Source organism: Saccharothrix sp. AJ9571, assembly GCF_021725495.1.
In the GTDB taxonomy this organism is placed as follows: Bacteria; Actinomycetota; Actinomycetes; order Mycobacteriales; family Pseudonocardiaceae; genus Amycolatopsis; species Amycolatopsis magusensis.
In genome coordinates, this window is the sequence record NZ_CP091382.1 from 9,286,663 (window position 1) to 9,302,099 (window position 15,437).

At 70.6% G+C, this 15,437-nt stretch carries 15 protein-coding genes; 10 read left to right on the plus strand and 5 right to left on the minus strand.

The annotated features are described in order from the left end of the window. Window positions 1-4 precede the first annotated feature (4 nt). Entirely contained in the window at window positions 5-691 is a 687-nt protein-coding gene (locus L3Q67_RS42080; RefSeq protein ID WP_499186966.1) for an HAD family hydrolase, read from the minus strand. A gap of 116 nt (window positions 692-807) precedes the next feature. Here L3Q67_RS42080 and L3Q67_RS42085 point away from each other — a divergent pair, with 116 nt between their 5' ends. Beyond that, a complete protein-coding gene (locus L3Q67_RS42085; RefSeq protein ID WP_499186967.1) occupies window positions 808-1,236 on the plus strand; it encodes a Fur family transcriptional regulator in 429 nt (142 codons plus the stop codon). A gap of 22 nt (window positions 1,237-1,258) precedes the next feature. After that, window positions 1,259-3,535, plus strand: coding sequence for a catalase/peroxidase (gene katG, locus L3Q67_RS42090; RefSeq protein ID WP_499186968.1), 2,277 nt, complete (start codon window positions 1,259-1,261; stop codon window positions 3,533-3,535). 67 nt (window positions 3,536-3,602) lie between these two features. Here the strand turns inward: katG and L3Q67_RS42095 are convergent, their stop codons facing one another. From L3Q67_RS42095 to L3Q67_RS42110, 4 genes are all read right to left on the minus strand, one after another. Beyond that, on the minus strand, window positions 3,603-4,415 hold the full coding sequence (locus L3Q67_RS42095; protein ID WP_499186969.1) for an ABC transporter permease: 813 nt from the start codon (window positions 4,413-4,415) through the stop codon (window positions 3,603-3,605). After that, window positions 4,412-5,380: a DrrA family ABC transporter ATP-binding protein gene (locus L3Q67_RS42100; RefSeq protein ID WP_499186970.1), complete on the minus strand. Its 969-nt coding sequence runs from the start codon at window positions 5,378-5,380 to the stop codon at window positions 4,412-4,414. Before L3Q67_RS42100 ends, L3Q67_RS42095 begins: the two co-directional genes overlap by 4 nt. 34 nt (window positions 5,381-5,414) lie before the next feature. Next, entirely contained in the window at window positions 5,415-6,254 is an 840-nt protein-coding gene (locus L3Q67_RS42105) for a DUF4097 family beta strand repeat-containing protein (RefSeq protein ID WP_499186971.1), read from the minus strand. A gap of 74 nt (window positions 6,255-6,328) precedes the next feature. After that, the gene (locus L3Q67_RS42110; RefSeq protein ID WP_499186972.1) at window positions 6,329-6,745 is read right to left on the minus strand and encodes a toxin-antitoxin system HicB family antitoxin; all 417 of its coding nucleotides are present in this window, start codon (window positions 6,743-6,745) and stop codon (window positions 6,329-6,331) included. Window positions 6,746-7,014: 269 nt separating this feature from the next. Here L3Q67_RS42110 and L3Q67_RS42115 point away from each other — a divergent pair, with 269 nt between their 5' ends. From L3Q67_RS42115 to L3Q67_RS42150, 8 genes are all read left to right on the plus strand, one after another. Further along, window positions 7,015-7,995 carry an adenylate cyclase gene (locus L3Q67_RS42115; RefSeq protein WP_499186973.1) on the plus strand — a complete coding sequence of 327 codons (981 nt, stop codon included), beginning with the start codon at window positions 7,015-7,017 and terminating at the stop codon, window positions 7,993-7,995. 1 nt (window position 7,996) lies between these two features. Beyond that, the gene (locus L3Q67_RS42120) at window positions 7,997-8,971 is read left to right on the plus strand and encodes a hypothetical protein (RefSeq protein ID WP_499186974.1); all 975 of its coding nucleotides are present in this window, start codon (window positions 7,997-7,999) and stop codon (window positions 8,969-8,971) included. Next, window positions 8,968-10,167 (plus strand): P-loop NTPase family protein, encoded by a 1,200-nt coding sequence (locus L3Q67_RS42125; RefSeq protein WP_499186975.1) that lies wholly within the window; start codon window positions 8,968-8,970, stop codon window positions 10,165-10,167. Before L3Q67_RS42120 ends, L3Q67_RS42125 begins: the two co-directional genes overlap by 4 nt. Beyond that, the gene (locus tag L3Q67_RS42130) at window positions 10,164-10,796 is read left to right on the plus strand and encodes an NUDIX hydrolase (protein ID WP_499186976.1); all 633 of its coding nucleotides are present in this window, start codon (window positions 10,164-10,166) and stop codon (window positions 10,794-10,796) included. The genes L3Q67_RS42125 and L3Q67_RS42130 overlap by 4 nt, the downstream gene beginning before the upstream one ends. Window positions 10,797-10,874: 78 nt before the next feature. Then, window positions 10,875-11,909 carry a patatin-like phospholipase family protein gene (locus L3Q67_RS42135; protein WP_499186977.1) on the plus strand — a complete coding sequence of 345 codons (1,035 nt, stop codon included), beginning with the start codon at window positions 10,875-10,877 and terminating at the stop codon, window positions 11,907-11,909. Then, on the plus strand, window positions 11,867-12,190 hold the full coding sequence (locus L3Q67_RS42140) for a DUF3140 domain-containing protein (RefSeq protein WP_499186978.1): 324 nt from the start codon (window positions 11,867-11,869) through the stop codon (window positions 12,188-12,190). The genes L3Q67_RS42135 and L3Q67_RS42140 overlap by 43 nt, the downstream gene beginning before the upstream one ends. Before the next feature lie 247 nt (window positions 12,191-12,437). Then, window positions 12,438-13,343, plus strand: a complete 906-nt coding sequence (locus L3Q67_RS42145; RefSeq protein ID WP_499186979.1) for a LysR family transcriptional regulator — start codon at window positions 12,438-12,440, stop codon at window positions 13,341-13,343. A 189-nt stretch (window positions 13,344-13,532) separates the two neighbouring features. After that, complete coding sequence (locus L3Q67_RS42150; RefSeq protein ID WP_499186980.1) at window positions 13,533-15,383, plus strand: rhamnogalacturonan lyase; 1,851 nt, start codon at window positions 13,533-13,535, stop codon at window positions 15,381-15,383. The last annotated feature ends 54 nt before the right edge of the window (window positions 15,384-15,437 follow it).

Consider the following 15,437-nt stretch of genomic DNA (forward strand, 5'->3'; position numbering starts at 1 on the left):
CCGGTCAGAAGTGCGCGAGCAGTTCGGGGAACGCCTTCAGTTCCAGCACGTGCTCGTCGTCCAGTTCGGCGTGCTCGAGTTCCCAGGTGTGCTCGTTCGGGAGGAAGACGGCGTTGAGCCCGACCTCACGGGCGGGCAGGATGTCGGACTTCACCGAGTTGCCGATCATCCAGCCGTCCTCCGGCACGATCCCCATCTCGGCGGTGAAGCGGCGGTAGGTGGCCGCGTCCTTCTCGGCGACGATGTGCACGCTTTCGAACAAGGGCGCCAGGCCCGAGGCGTCGATCTTGCGCTGCTGCGGCTCGGGGCTGCCCTTGGTGAGCAGGTACAGCTCGTGCCGGTGGCGGAGTTCCTCGAGGGTGGCCGCCACACCGGGGATGAGTTCGACCTTGTGCCCGCTCAGCGCGGCGCACAGTTCGGCGATCTCGGTGTGTTCGGCATCACCCGCCGGGCGTCCGGTCAGTTCCTCAAAGCACTGGCCGAGGCTGTACTGGAACATCGGGGCGCCGTAGCCGTGCGTGGGGATGCTCGCCGTTTGGATGGCCGCGAATCTGCGCCGGATCTCCAGCGCCGGCAAGCTGGGGTGGGCGACCCAGGCGATGAAGTCGTCCAGCGCTCGCTCGAAGAGCACGTTGTTCTCCCACAACGTGTCGTCGGCGTCGAAGATCAGGGAGCGGCCCGGCTTGATCACACGATCAGCCTACGAACCGGGGCCAGCGGTTTTCCGCGTTCCCGGATGACCACAACGGGTGACCGGGCGAGGTCGTAACTTGACTGATTCAAGACTAGCGTTCTAGGGTGCGTCGCGTGAGGACCGACTTCGAGGCGCAGTTGCGGGCGGTCTCGTTGCGGGTGACCCGCCCCCGGCTCGCGGTGCTGACCGCACTGCACGACCACCCGCACGTCGACACCGAAACGGTGATCGCTTTGGTCCGGGACCAGCATCCCACGGTTTCGCACCAAGCGGTCTACGACGTGCTGCGGGCGCTCACCGACGCCGGGCTGGTGCGCCGCATCCAGCCGGCCGGCGCGAACGCCCGCTACGAGTCACGGGTGGGTGACAACCACCACCACGTCGTGTGCCGCTCCTGCGGCGCGATCGCCGACGTCGACTGCGCCGTCGGCCACGCCCCCTGTCTCACCGGCTCGCACGACCACGGTTACGTGATCGACGAGGCGGAGGTCGTCTTTTGGGGCACCTGCCCCGACTGCGCGGCCGCACGCACCACGCAATGATCGCCAGTTCGGAAGGAAGTAGATGAGCTCCACCCAGGACAACACCCCCGCCAGCGCGCAGGGTGTGGATCAGAAGGCGGCGGAAGGCTGCCCGGTCGCCCACGACTCGGTGACCTCGCACGGCAGTGAGAGCGAGAACCCGGCGATCGACTCGCCCACCCCGAAGACCGGTGGCCGCCCGCGCTCGAACCGGGACTGGTGGCCCAACCAGCTCGACCTGTCGGTGCTGCACGCCCACTCGTCCAAGAGCAACCCGCTGGGCGAGGACTTCAGCTACGCCAAGGAGTTCGCGAAGCTGGACGTCGAGGCCCTCAAGCGCGACATCACCGAGGTGCTCACCACCTCGCAGGACTGGTGGCCCGCCGACTTCGGCCACTACGGCGGCCTGATGATCCGGATGAGCTGGCACTCCGCGGGCACCTACCGCATCGGCGACGGCCGCGGTGGCGCCGGTGACGGCGGCCAGCGGTTCGCGCCGCTGAACAGCTGGCCGGACAACGCCAACCTGGACAAGGCGCGCCGCCTGCTGTGGCCGGTCAAGCAGAAGTACGGCCAGAAGATCTCGTGGGCCGACCTGCTCGTGCTCGCCGGCAACGTGGCGCTGGAGTCGATGGGCTTCAAGACCTTCGGCTTCGGCTTCGGCCGCGAGGACGTCTGGGAGCCCGAGGAGATCTTCTGGGGCCCGGAGGACGCCTGGCTCGGTGACGAGCGCTACGTCAGCGACAACGAGATGGTCCCCGACGTCGGCGCGACCGAGATGGGCCTCATCTACGTCAACCCCGAGGGCCCCCGCGGCAACGCGGACCCGGCGGCGGCCGCGCACTTCATCCGCGAGACCTTCGGCCGGATGGCGATGAACGACGAGGAGACCGTGGCGCTGATCGCCGGCGGTCACACCTTCGGCAAGACCCACGGCGCCGGTATCGCCGACGACCACGTGGGCCCGGAGCCCGAGGCCGCGCCGATCGAGGCGCAGGGCCTCGGCTGGCTGAGCACCCACGGCACCGGCAAGGGCGGTGACACGATCACCAGTGGGCTCGAGGTGACGTGGACCGACGTGCCGACGCAGTGGAGCAACCGGTTCTTCGAAATCCTCTTCGGCTACGAGTGGGAGCTCACCACGAGCCCCGGTGGCGCCAAGCAGTACGTCGCCAAGGACGCCGAGGCGATCATCCCGGACGCACACGACCCGTCGAAGAAGCACAAGCCGACCATGCTCACGACGGACCTGGCGCTGCGCGTCGACCCGGCGTACGAGAAGATCTCCCGCCGGTTCCTGGAGAACCCCGACGAGTTCGCGCTGGCCTTCGCCAAGGCCTGGTACAAGCTGCTGCACCGTGACATGGGCCCGGTCAGCCGCTTCCTCGGCCCGTGGGTCGCCGAGCCGCAGCTGTGGCAGGACCCGGTGCCCGCGGTCGACCACGAGCTCGTCGGCGAGAACGACATCGCCGCCCTCAAGGCGAAGGTGCTCGACTCCGGGCTCTCCACCTCTCAGCTGATCAGCACCGCGTGGGCCTCGGCCGCGAGCTTCCGGTCCACCGACAAGCGCGGTGGCGCCAACGGTGCCCGGATCCGCCTCGAGCCGCAGCGCAACTGGGAGGTCAACCAGCCGGAGCAGCTCGCGAAGGTCCTGGAGACCCTCGAGGGCATCCAGCGGGAGTTCAACGAGGCGGGCGGCGCGAAGATCTCGCTGGCCGACCTGATCGTGCTGGCCGGCTCGGCCGCCGTGGAGAAGGCGGCGCGTGACGCCGGCGTCGAGACGACCGTGCCGTTCCACCCGGGCCGCACCGACGCCTCGCAGGAGCAGACCGACGTCGAGTCGTTCAAGGTCCTCGAGCCGCGTGCCGACGGGTTCCGCAACTACGTGCGTGCCGGGGAGAAGCTCCAGCCGGAGGTGCTGCTCGTCGACCGCGCCTACCAGCTCGACCTGACCGCGCCCGAGATGACCGTGCTCGTCGGCGGTCTGCGTTCGCTCGGGGCCAACTTCGGCGGCACCCGCCACGGCGTGTTCACCGACCGGCCCGGCGTGCTCTCCAACGACTTCTTCACCAACCTGCTCTCGCCGGGGACCCGGTGGAAGGTGTCGGAGTCCGAGGAGAACGTCTACGAGATCCGCGACGTGGCCACCGACGAGGTGAAGTGGACCGCCACGGCGGTCGACCTCGTCTTCGGTTCCAACTCGCAGCTGCGGGCCCTCGCCGAGGTCTACGCCAGCCAGGACGCCCGCGAGAAGTTCGTGGCCGACTTCGTGCAGGCTTGGACCAAGGTCATGGAGCTGGACCGCTTCGACCTCGCCTGATCTCCACCGCGGGAAACGGCCCGCCTGGCTCGAGATGAGCCGGGCGGGCCGTTTTTTTCGCCGGTGTTCAGCGGGTGTATTCGCGGTTGTACAGCTTCCTCGACCACAGGTAGCCGCCCAGTGCGATGACCAGGCACCACCCAAGGGCGAAGTAGACGCTGTTGCCGACCGGGGTGCCCATCAGCAGGCCCCGCAGGGATTCGATGATCGGGGTGAAGGGCTGGTACTCGGCGAACCAGCGGATCGCCCCCGGCATCGAGTCGGTCGGGACGAACCCGCTGCCGAGGAAGGGCAGCAGCACCAGCGGCAGCCCGACGTTGCTCGCGGTCTCGACGCTGCCACTGGCCTGCCCCAGTGCGACGGCCAGCCAGGTCAGCGAGAAGGCCAGCGCCAGCGTCACCCCGCCAGCGGCGAACCAGGCACCGAGGCCCGCCGCGGGGTCGAACCCGATCAGCAGGGCCACGCCGAGCACCGCGCCGACGATGAGCATCGTCTGGATGACGCTGCCCAGCACGTGCCCGGTCAGCACCGACACCCTGGCGATCGGCATGGTGCGGAACCGGGCGATGATGCCCTCGGCCATGTCCATCGCGACCGAGACCGCGGTGCCCTGCACCGCGCTGGTGACCGACATCAGGATGATCGCGGGCACCACGTAGTTGACGTACTCCGCGCGTCCCCCGGACGGGCCGCCGAGCCCGGCTCCCAGCGTGCCGCCGAAGACGTAGACGAACAGCAGCAGGAAGATGATCGGCATGCCGAGGAGCATCACCGTCATCGACGGGTAGCGCAGGATGTGCTTGAGGTTGCGGCCCAGCATGGTCGCCGAGTCGGTCAGCGCACGCGAGCGGACGGTGCGCGGGGCGGTGAGGGTGCTCATCGGGTGGTCGCTTTCTGGGTCGCGGGCTGGGTGCCGGTGCCGGTCAGGGCGAGGAAGACGTCGTCGAGGTCGGGGGTGTGCAGGGTGAGCTGGTCGACCTCGAGGGTGTCGGCGTCGAGGCGGTCGATCAGGGCCTTCAGCGAGCGCAGGCTGCCGTCGCTGGGCACGCGCAGGGTCAGCGTTTCCGGGTCCGGGGTGCCGGAGCCGACGGCGCGCACGGCGGTGTCGAACCCGTGGGCGTCGGCGAAGCGGAACTCCACGTGCCCGCCGGGGATGCGGCGCTTGAGTTCGTCCGGGGTGCCCTCGGCGACCAGCCGCCCGTGGTCGAGCACGGCGATCCGGTCGGCCAGTTCGTCGGCCTCTTCCAGGTACTGCGTGGTCAGGAAGATGGTGACGCCGTCGGCGACCAGGTCGCGCACGATCTGCCACAGCCCGCGGCGGCTGCGCGGGTCCAGCCCGGTGGTCGGCTCGTCGAGGAAGATCACCCGCGGGCTGCCGACCAGCGTCATCGCCAGGTCCAGCCGCCGCCGCATGCCGCCGGAGTAGGTCGACACGGCCTTCTTCCCCGCCTCGGTGAGGTCGAAGCGTTCGAGCAGTTCGGCGGCGACCTGTTTGCGCCCGGCGCGCCCGATCAGGTTCAGCTTCGCCATCAGGATCAGGTTCTCCTCACCGGTGAGCAGGTTGTCCACCGCGGAGAACTGCCCGGTGACCCCGATCGAGGACCGCACCCCGTCCGGGTCGCCCGCCACGTCGTGCCCGGCGACCGTCGCGGTGCCGCGATCGGCGTTGATCAGCGTGGAGAGGATCTTCACCGCGGTGGTCTTGCCGGCGCCGTTCGCGCCCAGCAGCGCGAACACGGTGCCGCGCGGCACGTTCAGGTCGATGCCGTCGAGCACGGTCTTGTCCCCGAAGGACTTGCACAGCCCGGCCGCCGTGATGGCGGGCGGGGAAAGCCTCGTGGTCATCTGGTCTTTTCCTTTCAGCACAAGGGGTTCGGGGTCAGGCGGAACGGACGGTGATGTCACCGAACTTGGTGTGGGCGCGGACATCGACGGCACCGCCGGCGGCACCCGACGGCGAGGACGTGGCGAGGGAGTTGTGCACGCGGCCGAGATCGGTGTCCAGTTCGAGCCGGGCGGTGCCGGCGATGCCGACTTCCAGGTCGCCCAGCGAGGTGGTGAGCACGATCGGGCCGCGGGAGGCCTCGCCGACGACGATGCTGCCGTTGCTCGATTCCGCGTCGACCCCGGCGCCCGCGCGGTCCACGGAGATGTCGCCGTTGGCCGAGCGGACCTTGGCTTGCCCGGAGACCTCGTGGATCGTGGTGTGGCCGTTGGAGTTCTTGACCACGCTCGTGCCGTCGACCTCGCCGAGTGACACCCGGCCGGAGCCGGTGCTGACCTCCGCGTCACCCTCCACGTGGCCGACTTCGACGTGGCCCGCGGCGGTCTTCACCCACAGCTGCGCGGTCCGGTCCAGGCGGACGTGCCCGGCGGCGGTCTGCACCCGGCATTCGCCGAGCCGTCCGGTGCCCTGGAAGTCCCCCAGCGCCAGGTCGCCACGCACCCGGGAGCCCGACGGCAGTTCGACCGTCACGGTGACGGACCGGGACTTCTTCGAGAAGTCGAACGGGCCGGACTTCGGGCCGGTGACCCGCAGCCTGCCGTCGGCGTAGTCGACGCGGGTCTGGCTCGCCGCCTTGACGTCCGACTCGTCGGCCGGATCGGTCGGGTGCACCTCGACCAGGGTGTCGGTCCGGTCGCTCGCGCTGAGCCGCACCTCGCCGGCGCCGATCTCGAGGGTGGCGGTGATCGGCTGCGGCGTTTCGAAAATGGGCATGACAGTCCCCTTCTGGGTTTGCGTTCGGCTTTTCGTGCGTGTTCGGTGTGGTTCTCGGGGTGGTTCGCGGTGGACTACGGCAGGGCGGCCGCGGCGGCCTCCACCAGCCAGGCGTTGACCGACCGGCGCTCTTCTGCCGCCGCCCGGTCGATCGCCGCCTTGAGCTGCTCGGGCAGGCGGATGTTGACCCGCGCCGTCGCGCCGTCGGCTTCTCCGGCCGGACCTGGCCGCGCGGCGGGCCGCTCCGGCGGCCGTGGCGTCACGACGAACGTCGCCGCCCGGCCGCGCAGGCACAGCTCCACCGCGCCCGGCGCCAGTTCACGGGTGATCTCCCCCGCGGCGCCGGACAACGCATCCAGCAGCGTGAGCCGGATCGCCGGCTCCAGCGAACCGGCCAGCCGCTCGAGCGGCTCACCGGTCTCGCCCTCGTTCGTGTCGAACGCCGTCGCGAGTCCACGGCGGAGGTTTTCCACGTACGGCGTCAGGTCCATGGCATCACTATGGCACACGATTGGCACCACAAGCAAGCCACTCTGACGCCTTGGCTAATGCCAGCGTGGCTTCAAACGGCAAACCGCGCTCGTGACCAGGCAAAATACCGGCGCTACCGGTGACGAATTCGACCTGGAGCAGCCCTGGATTTGTGGCACCAGCGCTGCCGCACGCCCGCGCGCGGCACCGGGTGGCACTACCTGGCGCCAGACTGTGCCCACTCCGGAGCCGCTTGCCAAACCGAGTAAGAGTCTTCTAGACTCAAACCATGCTCACGAGGGACGAAGCCGTAGCGCTGATCGAGAACACGGTCCGCGCCGCCGACCTGTTCGACGCCGCGACCGCACACCGGCGCTACCGCGAACTGGCCGCCGTCCTCCACCCCGACCGCAATCCCGGCGATGCGCGTGCCCACGAGGCAGCGGCGACGCTCAACCGCCTCTACGACGACTGGAAGCGCCCTCGCCACCAGACGGTCACCACCGCGACCTCGGCCTACACCCTGACCCGCCCGCACGCGGTGGGCAGTGTCGCGACGACCTACCGCACCACCGGGCCACACCTGGTCAAACTCGTCCGCAACCCGGCGCTCAACCCACTCATCCACGCCGAGTGGACGGCACTGCGCGCGCTCGACGACCTGACCGAACGGCACCGGTGGCTGCGGCCCTACTACCCGCGCCTGATCGACACCTCCGGCCCGGTGGCGCGCGGCGATCGCGCGTTCACCGTGCTCGAGCCGCTCGTCGACGGGTTCACCACCCTCGCCGGCATCAAGGAGTCCTTCCCCGGCGGCCTCGACGGCCGTGACTACGCCTGGATGCACCGCCGCCTGCTGCGCGCGGTGGCGGGGGCGCACCGCGCGGGAGTGGTGCACGGGCACATCACCGCGGACAACGTGCTGGTCCACCCGGAACAGCACGGGATCGTGCTCGCCGGCTGGTCCTTCGCCGTGCACCACGGCGAACTGCCGACAGCGGTGGACAACTCGGTGCGCTACCCCCCAGAAGTCCACAAAGGACAGCCATTGACCACGGCCACCGACGTCCACATGCTCCACACGATGATGGCGGACCTGCTGGCACCGGGGGAAACCCGGCAGCGCACGTTCGCCACCTGGTGCGCACAGGACGCACCGGCACAACGGCCCGACGCGGCCTGCCTGCTCGACGAGTACGACGAACTGCTCGACGAGCTGTACGGCCCGCGCACCTTCCGGCCTTTCGAAATCCCCGAGACAGGAGCCTGAAATGGGATACGGACACTGGGACGACAACGCCTACGCCGCGGCGAAGACCTTCCGCGCCGCCAAGGGCGAGGACGACTTCGGCTACACCGCGGACCTGCGTGCCAAGCCCGCGAGCAAGTGGAAGGTCGCGGCCGCGCTCAACCCGCGCAACGCGACCAGGGAGTGCCGCGACTCGGCCGACCACGACGATTCGACCCCGATCGCGGTGCTGTTCGACGTCACCGGCTCGATGCGCCGGGTGCCGCGGATCATGCAGGGCAAGCTCGGCAAGCTGCACGGGCTGATCAAGCGCAAGGGTTACCTGGCCGACCCGCAGGTGCTCTTCGGCGCGATCGGTGACGCCGACAGCGACCGGGTGCCGTTGCAGGTCGGGCAGTTCGAGTCGGACAACCGGATGGACGAGCAGCTGCGCACGATCTTCCTCGAAGGCGGTGGCGGCGGGCAGAAGAGCGAATCGTACGAACTCGCCGCCTACTTCATGGCTCGGCACGTGGCCACCGACGCGTGGCAGAAGCGCGGCCGCAAGGGCTACCTGTTCATCATCGGCGACGAGCTGAACAAGCCCGCGCTGCAGGCGAAGCACGTGCGCCGCGTCATCGGCGACAACGTCCACCAGGACATCGATCCGGTGTCGGTGTACCGGGAACTGGCCCGCAAGTGGCACGTCTTCTTCGTGCTGCCCAACCAGTCGTCGTACTTCCACGACCCGGAGATCGGCGAGCACTGGAGCGGCCTGCTCGGGCAGAACTTCCTCAAGCTCGAGGACCCCGGCGCGGTGTGCGAGCTGATCGCCGCCACGATCGGCCTGGAGGAACAGGTCGTCGACGTGGACCAGGCGCTGGCCGACCTCGCCGACATCGGCTCGGCCGCGGAGGGCGCGGCGGTCGGCAAGGCGCTGGCCCGGCTGGGCACGCGGTCGGTAGTCACCTCGGCGGTGCCCGACGCGGGCGGTCCCGACGACGTGGTGCTGCGGTGAACCTCGACGGGCACGTGGTGGTGGTCGGGCTCGGCTTCGGCGACGAGGGCAAGGGCGCCGTGGTCGACGCCCTCTGCGCGGGCCGGCCCACCACCGCCGTCGTCCGCTTCAACGGCGGCGCGCAGGCCGCGCACAACGTCGTCGCCGACGGGCGGCACCACACGTTCAGCCAGTTCGGGGCGGGCACGTTCGCCGGCGTGCCCACCCACCTGTCGCGGTTCGTCCTGGTCGAGCCGTTCGCGCTGGCCACCGAAGCGCGGCAGCTCGAAGCGGCCGGGGTCCGGAACCCGCTGGCCCTGCTGAGCGTGGACGGGCAGGCCCTGCTCACCACGCCGTTCCACATCCACGCCAACCGGGCCCGCGAGGACGCCCGCGGCCACGAACGGCACGGTTCGTGCGGGAAGGGCATCGGCGAAACCGTCTGGTACTCGCTGCTGAGCGGCGCCGGTCCCGGGGACGTGGTGGAAGGGCAGGAAGTGCTCGGGGAACCGGGCGAGGCGCCCACGGTCGCGGACTGCGCCCGCCCGGCCGTGCTGCGGCGCAAGCTCGACGCCCTCGCCCGGTTCTACGCCCCGCTCGCCAGCCCGCGGCACAGCGTGGACGAACTCGTGGCGCTGTACCGCGACTTCGCCGCCGCGGTGCGGATCACCGGCGGCGAGGAGACCGGGAGACTGGCCGACCGCGGCCGGGTGGTGTTCGAAGGCGCGCAGGGCGTGCTCCTCGACCAGCACCACGGGTTCCACCCGCACACCACGTGGTCCACCACGACCCCGCACAACGCCCGCGAGCTGCTGGCCGGGCGCCCGCACACCGTGCTGGGCGTCGTGCGGACCTACCACACCCGGCACGGGGCCGGGCCGTTCCCGACCGAGGACCCCGCCGTGCTCGCCCGCCACCCCGAAGCCCACAACGGCGCCGGGGAGTACCAGGGCTCCTGGCGGGCGGGCCACCTCGACGCGACGCTGCTGGACTACGCGATCACCGCCTGCGACGGCGTGGACGCCCTCGCGGTGACCCACCTCGACGCCGACCGGCCGCGGGTCGTGCTCGACCACGGCTCCCCCGCCGTCGAACTGGCCGATCCGCTGGCGTGGTTCGGCGCCCGGCTGCCGGTCGCGGTCACCGGGTACGGGCCGGATCGCGCGGACTACCGGGTTGCGCGGCCGAGCCGGGCGCCGGTCACAATCTGCGGGTGATTCAGTCGACACCGGTGTCCGTGGACGTGCTGGTCGTGCGGTTCGACCCGGGTGCGCGGACCGTGCTGCTGGGGGTCGCGCCGCGAGCCGCCGAGCCGTTCGCCGGGGAACTCGCGCTGCCCGGGGTGCTGCTCGGGCTCGGGGAACGGCTGCGCGAGGCGAGCGGCCGGGCGGTGGTCACCAAACTCGGGCTGCCGTCGGACGCGCTGACGGGCACGGGCCAGCTCACCACCTTCGACGAGCCCTCCCGTGACCCGCGCGGGCCGACGTTGTCCATCGCGTTGTGGGCGACCGCGAAACCCGCGCCCGGCGGCGGCGAGGACGTGGTGTGGTGCCGCCTGGACGAGGTGCCCGCGCTGGCGTTCGACCACAACCGGATCGTGGCGGACTGCCGCCCGCTGCTGGCGGACCGGCTGTGGCGCGACCGCGACTTCACCGCCGGGTTGATGGGCACCGGGTTCACCACCGCGCAGGCGCTCGACGCCACCGAGGCACTGACCGGCGACCGCCCCTACCCGGCCAATCTGGGGCGGACCATGGAACGGCTCCCCGGCCTGCGGCGAACCGCCGAGCACGCCGCCGCCCTGCCTAAGGGCGGCCGTCCGCCTTCGCTGTGGCGCTGGGAATAACGCCTCAGCACCGCCGCCCGCGCGGCCCGTTTCGTGATACTGGGCAGAGCAAGGTCAACAGCGGAGGGGGCGTCCGGGGTGGAGATCGGGAACAACGAACATCGGCTGCTGTCGGTGCTCGCGGAGCGGGCGGCCGCGGGCAGCCTGCCGGGGGCACGCCAGGACGGGCAGCGCGTGGCGCTGGCCATCGAGGGCGGCGGCATGCGGGGCACGGTCTCGGCGGGTATGGCGTTGGCGCTCGACGAACTCGGCCTGCTGCCGCTGTTCGACGCGGTGTACGGCTCGTCGGCGGGCGCGATCTCCGGGGCGTGGCTGCTCAGCAGCCGTCCGGAGGGGTTGCACGGCTGGACCGACCCGGCCTTCGCGCGGGCGCTGATCCGCCGTCGCAACCTGCTGCGGTTCCGGCCGGTCGTCGATGTGGAGCAGCTCGTCGAGGTCGTCTACACCAGCCAGTTCCCGCTCGACTACCCCTCCGTGCTGGCGAACCCGATCGAGTTCCACCCGCTGGCCACCGACGTCACCTCCGGCGCCCCGGTGGACCTGCACGGCCGACTCGACGACGAGCGCGCCCTGCGGCTCGCGTTGCGGGCCAGCGCGGCGATGCCCGTGCTCGCCGGACGGCCGGTGGCGATCGGGCCCGACCGCTACTACGACGCCGGGGTCGCCGAGTCGATCCCGTTCCACCAGGCCCTGCGGGACGGCGCCACCCACGTGCTCGTCCTGCGGTCGCGGCGGCTGGTGGACCGGGCGCCCGAACGGGAGCGGCCGTCGCTCGGTTACCGCCTGGTTGCCCGGTTCGGCATGCGCCGCTACCCGGGCGCGCTGCGGACCGTCTTCCTCTCCGGGGACGCGCGGCTCGCGGAAGCGGACCTGCTGCTCGCGCGCTACGACACCGATGAGGACCACGACGGTCCCGCGCTGCTGTCGGTCCGGCCGTCGGACGCGTCCCCGCGCGTCAGCCGCCTCGAAGCGGACGGCCGCATGCTGCGCACCGCCTTCGAAGCGGGCCGCGAGGCCGTGATGACCCGGCTGGGCGGTGTAGTCACGACGGCTGGGGGTAGCCGCGCGGCATGGACCGGGAGCAGACCCAGCGGGAATTCGACGACGCGGTGAACATGACGCCGAAGGAGCTGTCCGGCTGGCTGGAGACCGAGGATTCGAAGAACTCGGGACAGCACCAGGGCGGCGAGTCGATCGGGCACGAATCCGGGCGGCGGATCGTGAAGCTCCTGCACACCAAGAAAGCCGACCTCACCGACGACGACTACGCCCACATGCGCAAGGTGGTCGGCTACGTCCACCGGCACCTCGCGCAACGCCCGTCGGGGGACGTGCGGGAGACCACCTGGCGGTATTCGCTGATGAACTGGGGCCACGACCCGGTGAAGAAGTAGCGCGGCTCAGCGCCGTAGCGATCTCGGCGACGCGTTCGAGGCTCACGCGCCGACGCCGGTGCGCTGAGCCCCTGCGCGTCAACCAACTCGCCCGTCTCGGCGAGGCCGCCGGTGAACGGTGATCCACCGCCACACAGACCAGGCCGAGGTTTCCCGCGGGAGGGGCTACTCTGACCCAGCCCGGCGTGATCAGGGCCATGAATGTCCTGAATGGCTGCCATTCACGTGAGGAATGCCTGGAGGTGCGGTGAACCTGTCCAGCCTGGACCTCAACCTCGTGGTCGCCCTGCGCGCGCTGCTGGAAGAACGCAACGTCACCAGGGCGGGCGAGCGGGTCGGGCTGACGCAGCCGGCGATGAGCGCGGCGCTGGCTCGGCTGCGCCGCCACTTCGACGACCAACTGCTCTCCCGCGTCGGTTCGCGCTACGAGCTGACCCCGCTGGGCGCGGCCCTGCGCGATCGCAGCGCCGCCGCGTGCGACGTGCTGGAACGCGTGTTCGCCACCCAGGCCGAGTTCGATCCCGGCAGCGAGACCCGGGAGTTCACCCTGATCAGCTCCGACTACGGCGCCACGGTGTTCGGCGTGGCGCTGGCCCGCGCCCTGCACCGGGAGGCACCCGGCGCCCGGCTGACGTTCCAGCAGACCTCGCCCCTGCTGCTGGAGAACCTGCCCACGCTGCTCAGCACGGTCGACGGCCTGCTGATGCCGCACGGGGTGATCGACGACTTCCCGGCCATCGAGCTGTTCACCGACCAGTGGGTGTGCCTGGTCGCCGACGACCACCCCGAGGTGACCGGCGAGCTGACCCTCGACCACCTCGCCCGCCTGCCGTGGGCGGTCTACCAGCGGGCCTACGACGCGCCGATCACCCGACAGCTGAGCATGCTCGGCATCAGCCCGCACGTGGACGTGTCCGTGCCCTCGTTCCAGCTGCTGCCCGCGCTGGTCGCCGGAACCCGCCGGGTGGCGATGATCCAGCGGCGCCTGGCCGAACGCGTGCCCATGCCGGGCGTGCGTCCCCTGCCGTGCCCGTTCCACGCCGTGCCACTGCAGGAAGCGCTCTGGTGGCACCCGGTGCACACCCAGGACGCCGGGCACATCTGGCTGCGCCACCTCGCCCAGCGCGTCGCCACCGAAGTGGGCCCCAGCTAGGCATTGTCCTTCACCGGCCGGGCACTACGGCGAACTCGTGCGCCACGGCGAAGTTCGTGCCGCGGGACCGACCGCCGAGCCGGTACGCCACCCGCCTGAAAGCGCTTCCACACGCGACCGGCAGCTGCTAGCCTCGTTTTTGGGAGCGCTCCCATCCCTGGCAACGACGCCTGTGTGATGAGGAGCGAAATGGTGCACGTATTCGATCGGTACTCCGGCGGGGTGACTCGTGCCGCCCGGGCACTGCTGGTCCCGCTGCTGGCCGGTGGCCTGGTGGTGACGGGCAGCCCCGCCCTGGGCGAACCACTCGCGGAACCGGCGGGCAAGCGGCAGGCCGAACGCCTCGACCGCGGCCTGGTCAGTGTCCGCAGTGGCTCGGGCAACCTGGTCGGCTGGCGACTGCTGGGCGGTGATCCGCAGAACGTCGCGTTCAACGTCTACCGCGGCGGCACCAAGGTGAACGGCTCGCCGCTCACCGGTGCCACCAACTACCTCGACGCCGGTGGCCCGGCCGGGGCCGCCTACACCGTGCGCGCGGTGGTCGATGGCGCCGAACAGCCGGATTCCGGCACGTCGCTGTCCTTCGCCAACGGCTACCGCGACGTGCCGCTGCAACGGCCGTCCGGTTCCTACAACGCGAACGACGCGAGCGTCGGCGATCTCGACGGCGACGGTGACTACGAGTTCGTGGTGAAGTGGGAACCGGCCAACGCCAAGGACAACTCGCAGTCCGGCTACACCGACAACGTGTTCGTCGACGCCTACCGCCTCGACGGCACCCGCCTGTGGCGCATCGATCTCGGCCGCAACATCCGCGCGGGCGCCCACTACACCCAGTTCCAAGTCTATGACTACGACGGCGACGGCAGGGCCGAAGTGGCCATGAAAACCGCGGACGCCACGCGGGACGGCACCGGGGCGGTGATCGGCAACGCCTCGGCGGATCACCGCAACTCCGGCGGTTACATCCTCACCGGGCCCGAATTCCTGACCGTGTTCAACGGGCAGACCGGTGCGGCGATGTCCACGGTGAACTACGACCCGCCGCGCGGGAACGTGGCTTCGTGGGGTGACAGCTACGGCAACCGGGTCGACCGGTTCCTCGCCGGAACGGCCTATTTGGACGGTGCGCGGCCGAGCTTGATCATGGCACGCGGGTACTACACGCGGGCGGTGGTCGCGGCCTGGGACTTCCGCGACGGCAAGCTGGTGAAGCGCTGGACCTTCGACAGCAACCAGACCGGCGGGTACGCGGGGCAGGGCAACCATTCGCTGTCGGTGGCCGATGTCGACGCCGACGGCCGTGACGAGATCCTCTACGGCGCCGCGGCCATCGACGACAACGGCAACGGGCTGTGGACCACCGGCCTCGGCCACGGCGACGCGGCCCACGCCGGTGACCTCGATCCGGCCCGCCCCGGGCTGGAATACTTCAAGGTCTCCGAGGACAGCTCGAAACCCGGGTCGTGGTTCGCCGACGCACGTACCGGGCAGCGGCTGTGGCAGACCGCTCCGGCCGGGGACAACGGACGCGGTGTGTCCGCTGACATCTGGGCGGGCAGCCCCGGTGCGGAATCGTGGTCCAGCGCGGTCAGCGACCTGCGCAACACCAAGGGTTCCGGTGTCGGCCGCAAGCCCTCCTCGGCGAACTTCCTGATCTGGTGGGACGGCGATCCGGTGCGCGAACTGCTCGACCAGACCCGGATCGACAAGTACGGCACCGGCTCGGACACCAGGCTGCTCACCGGTTCCGGCGTCGCCTCGAACAACGGCACGAAGGCCACCCCGGCGCTGTCCGCCGATCTGTTCGGTGACTGGCGGGAAGAAGTCGTGTGGCGCACGTCGGACAACTCGGCGCTGCGGATCTACTCGACCCCGCACCAGAGCTCCCACCGCATCCCGACGCTGATGCACGACACCCAGTACCGCGTCGCGATCGCCTGGCAGAACACCGCCTACAACCAGCCGCCCCACCCGAGCTTCTTCCTCGGCAACCAGATGCCCGCCGCACCCTGGCCGGACATCCACTACGCCGGTTGACCGGGGACCGGTTGGCCGTTCGTGCCCCGGACGGCCAACCGGCCACCGCGGTGT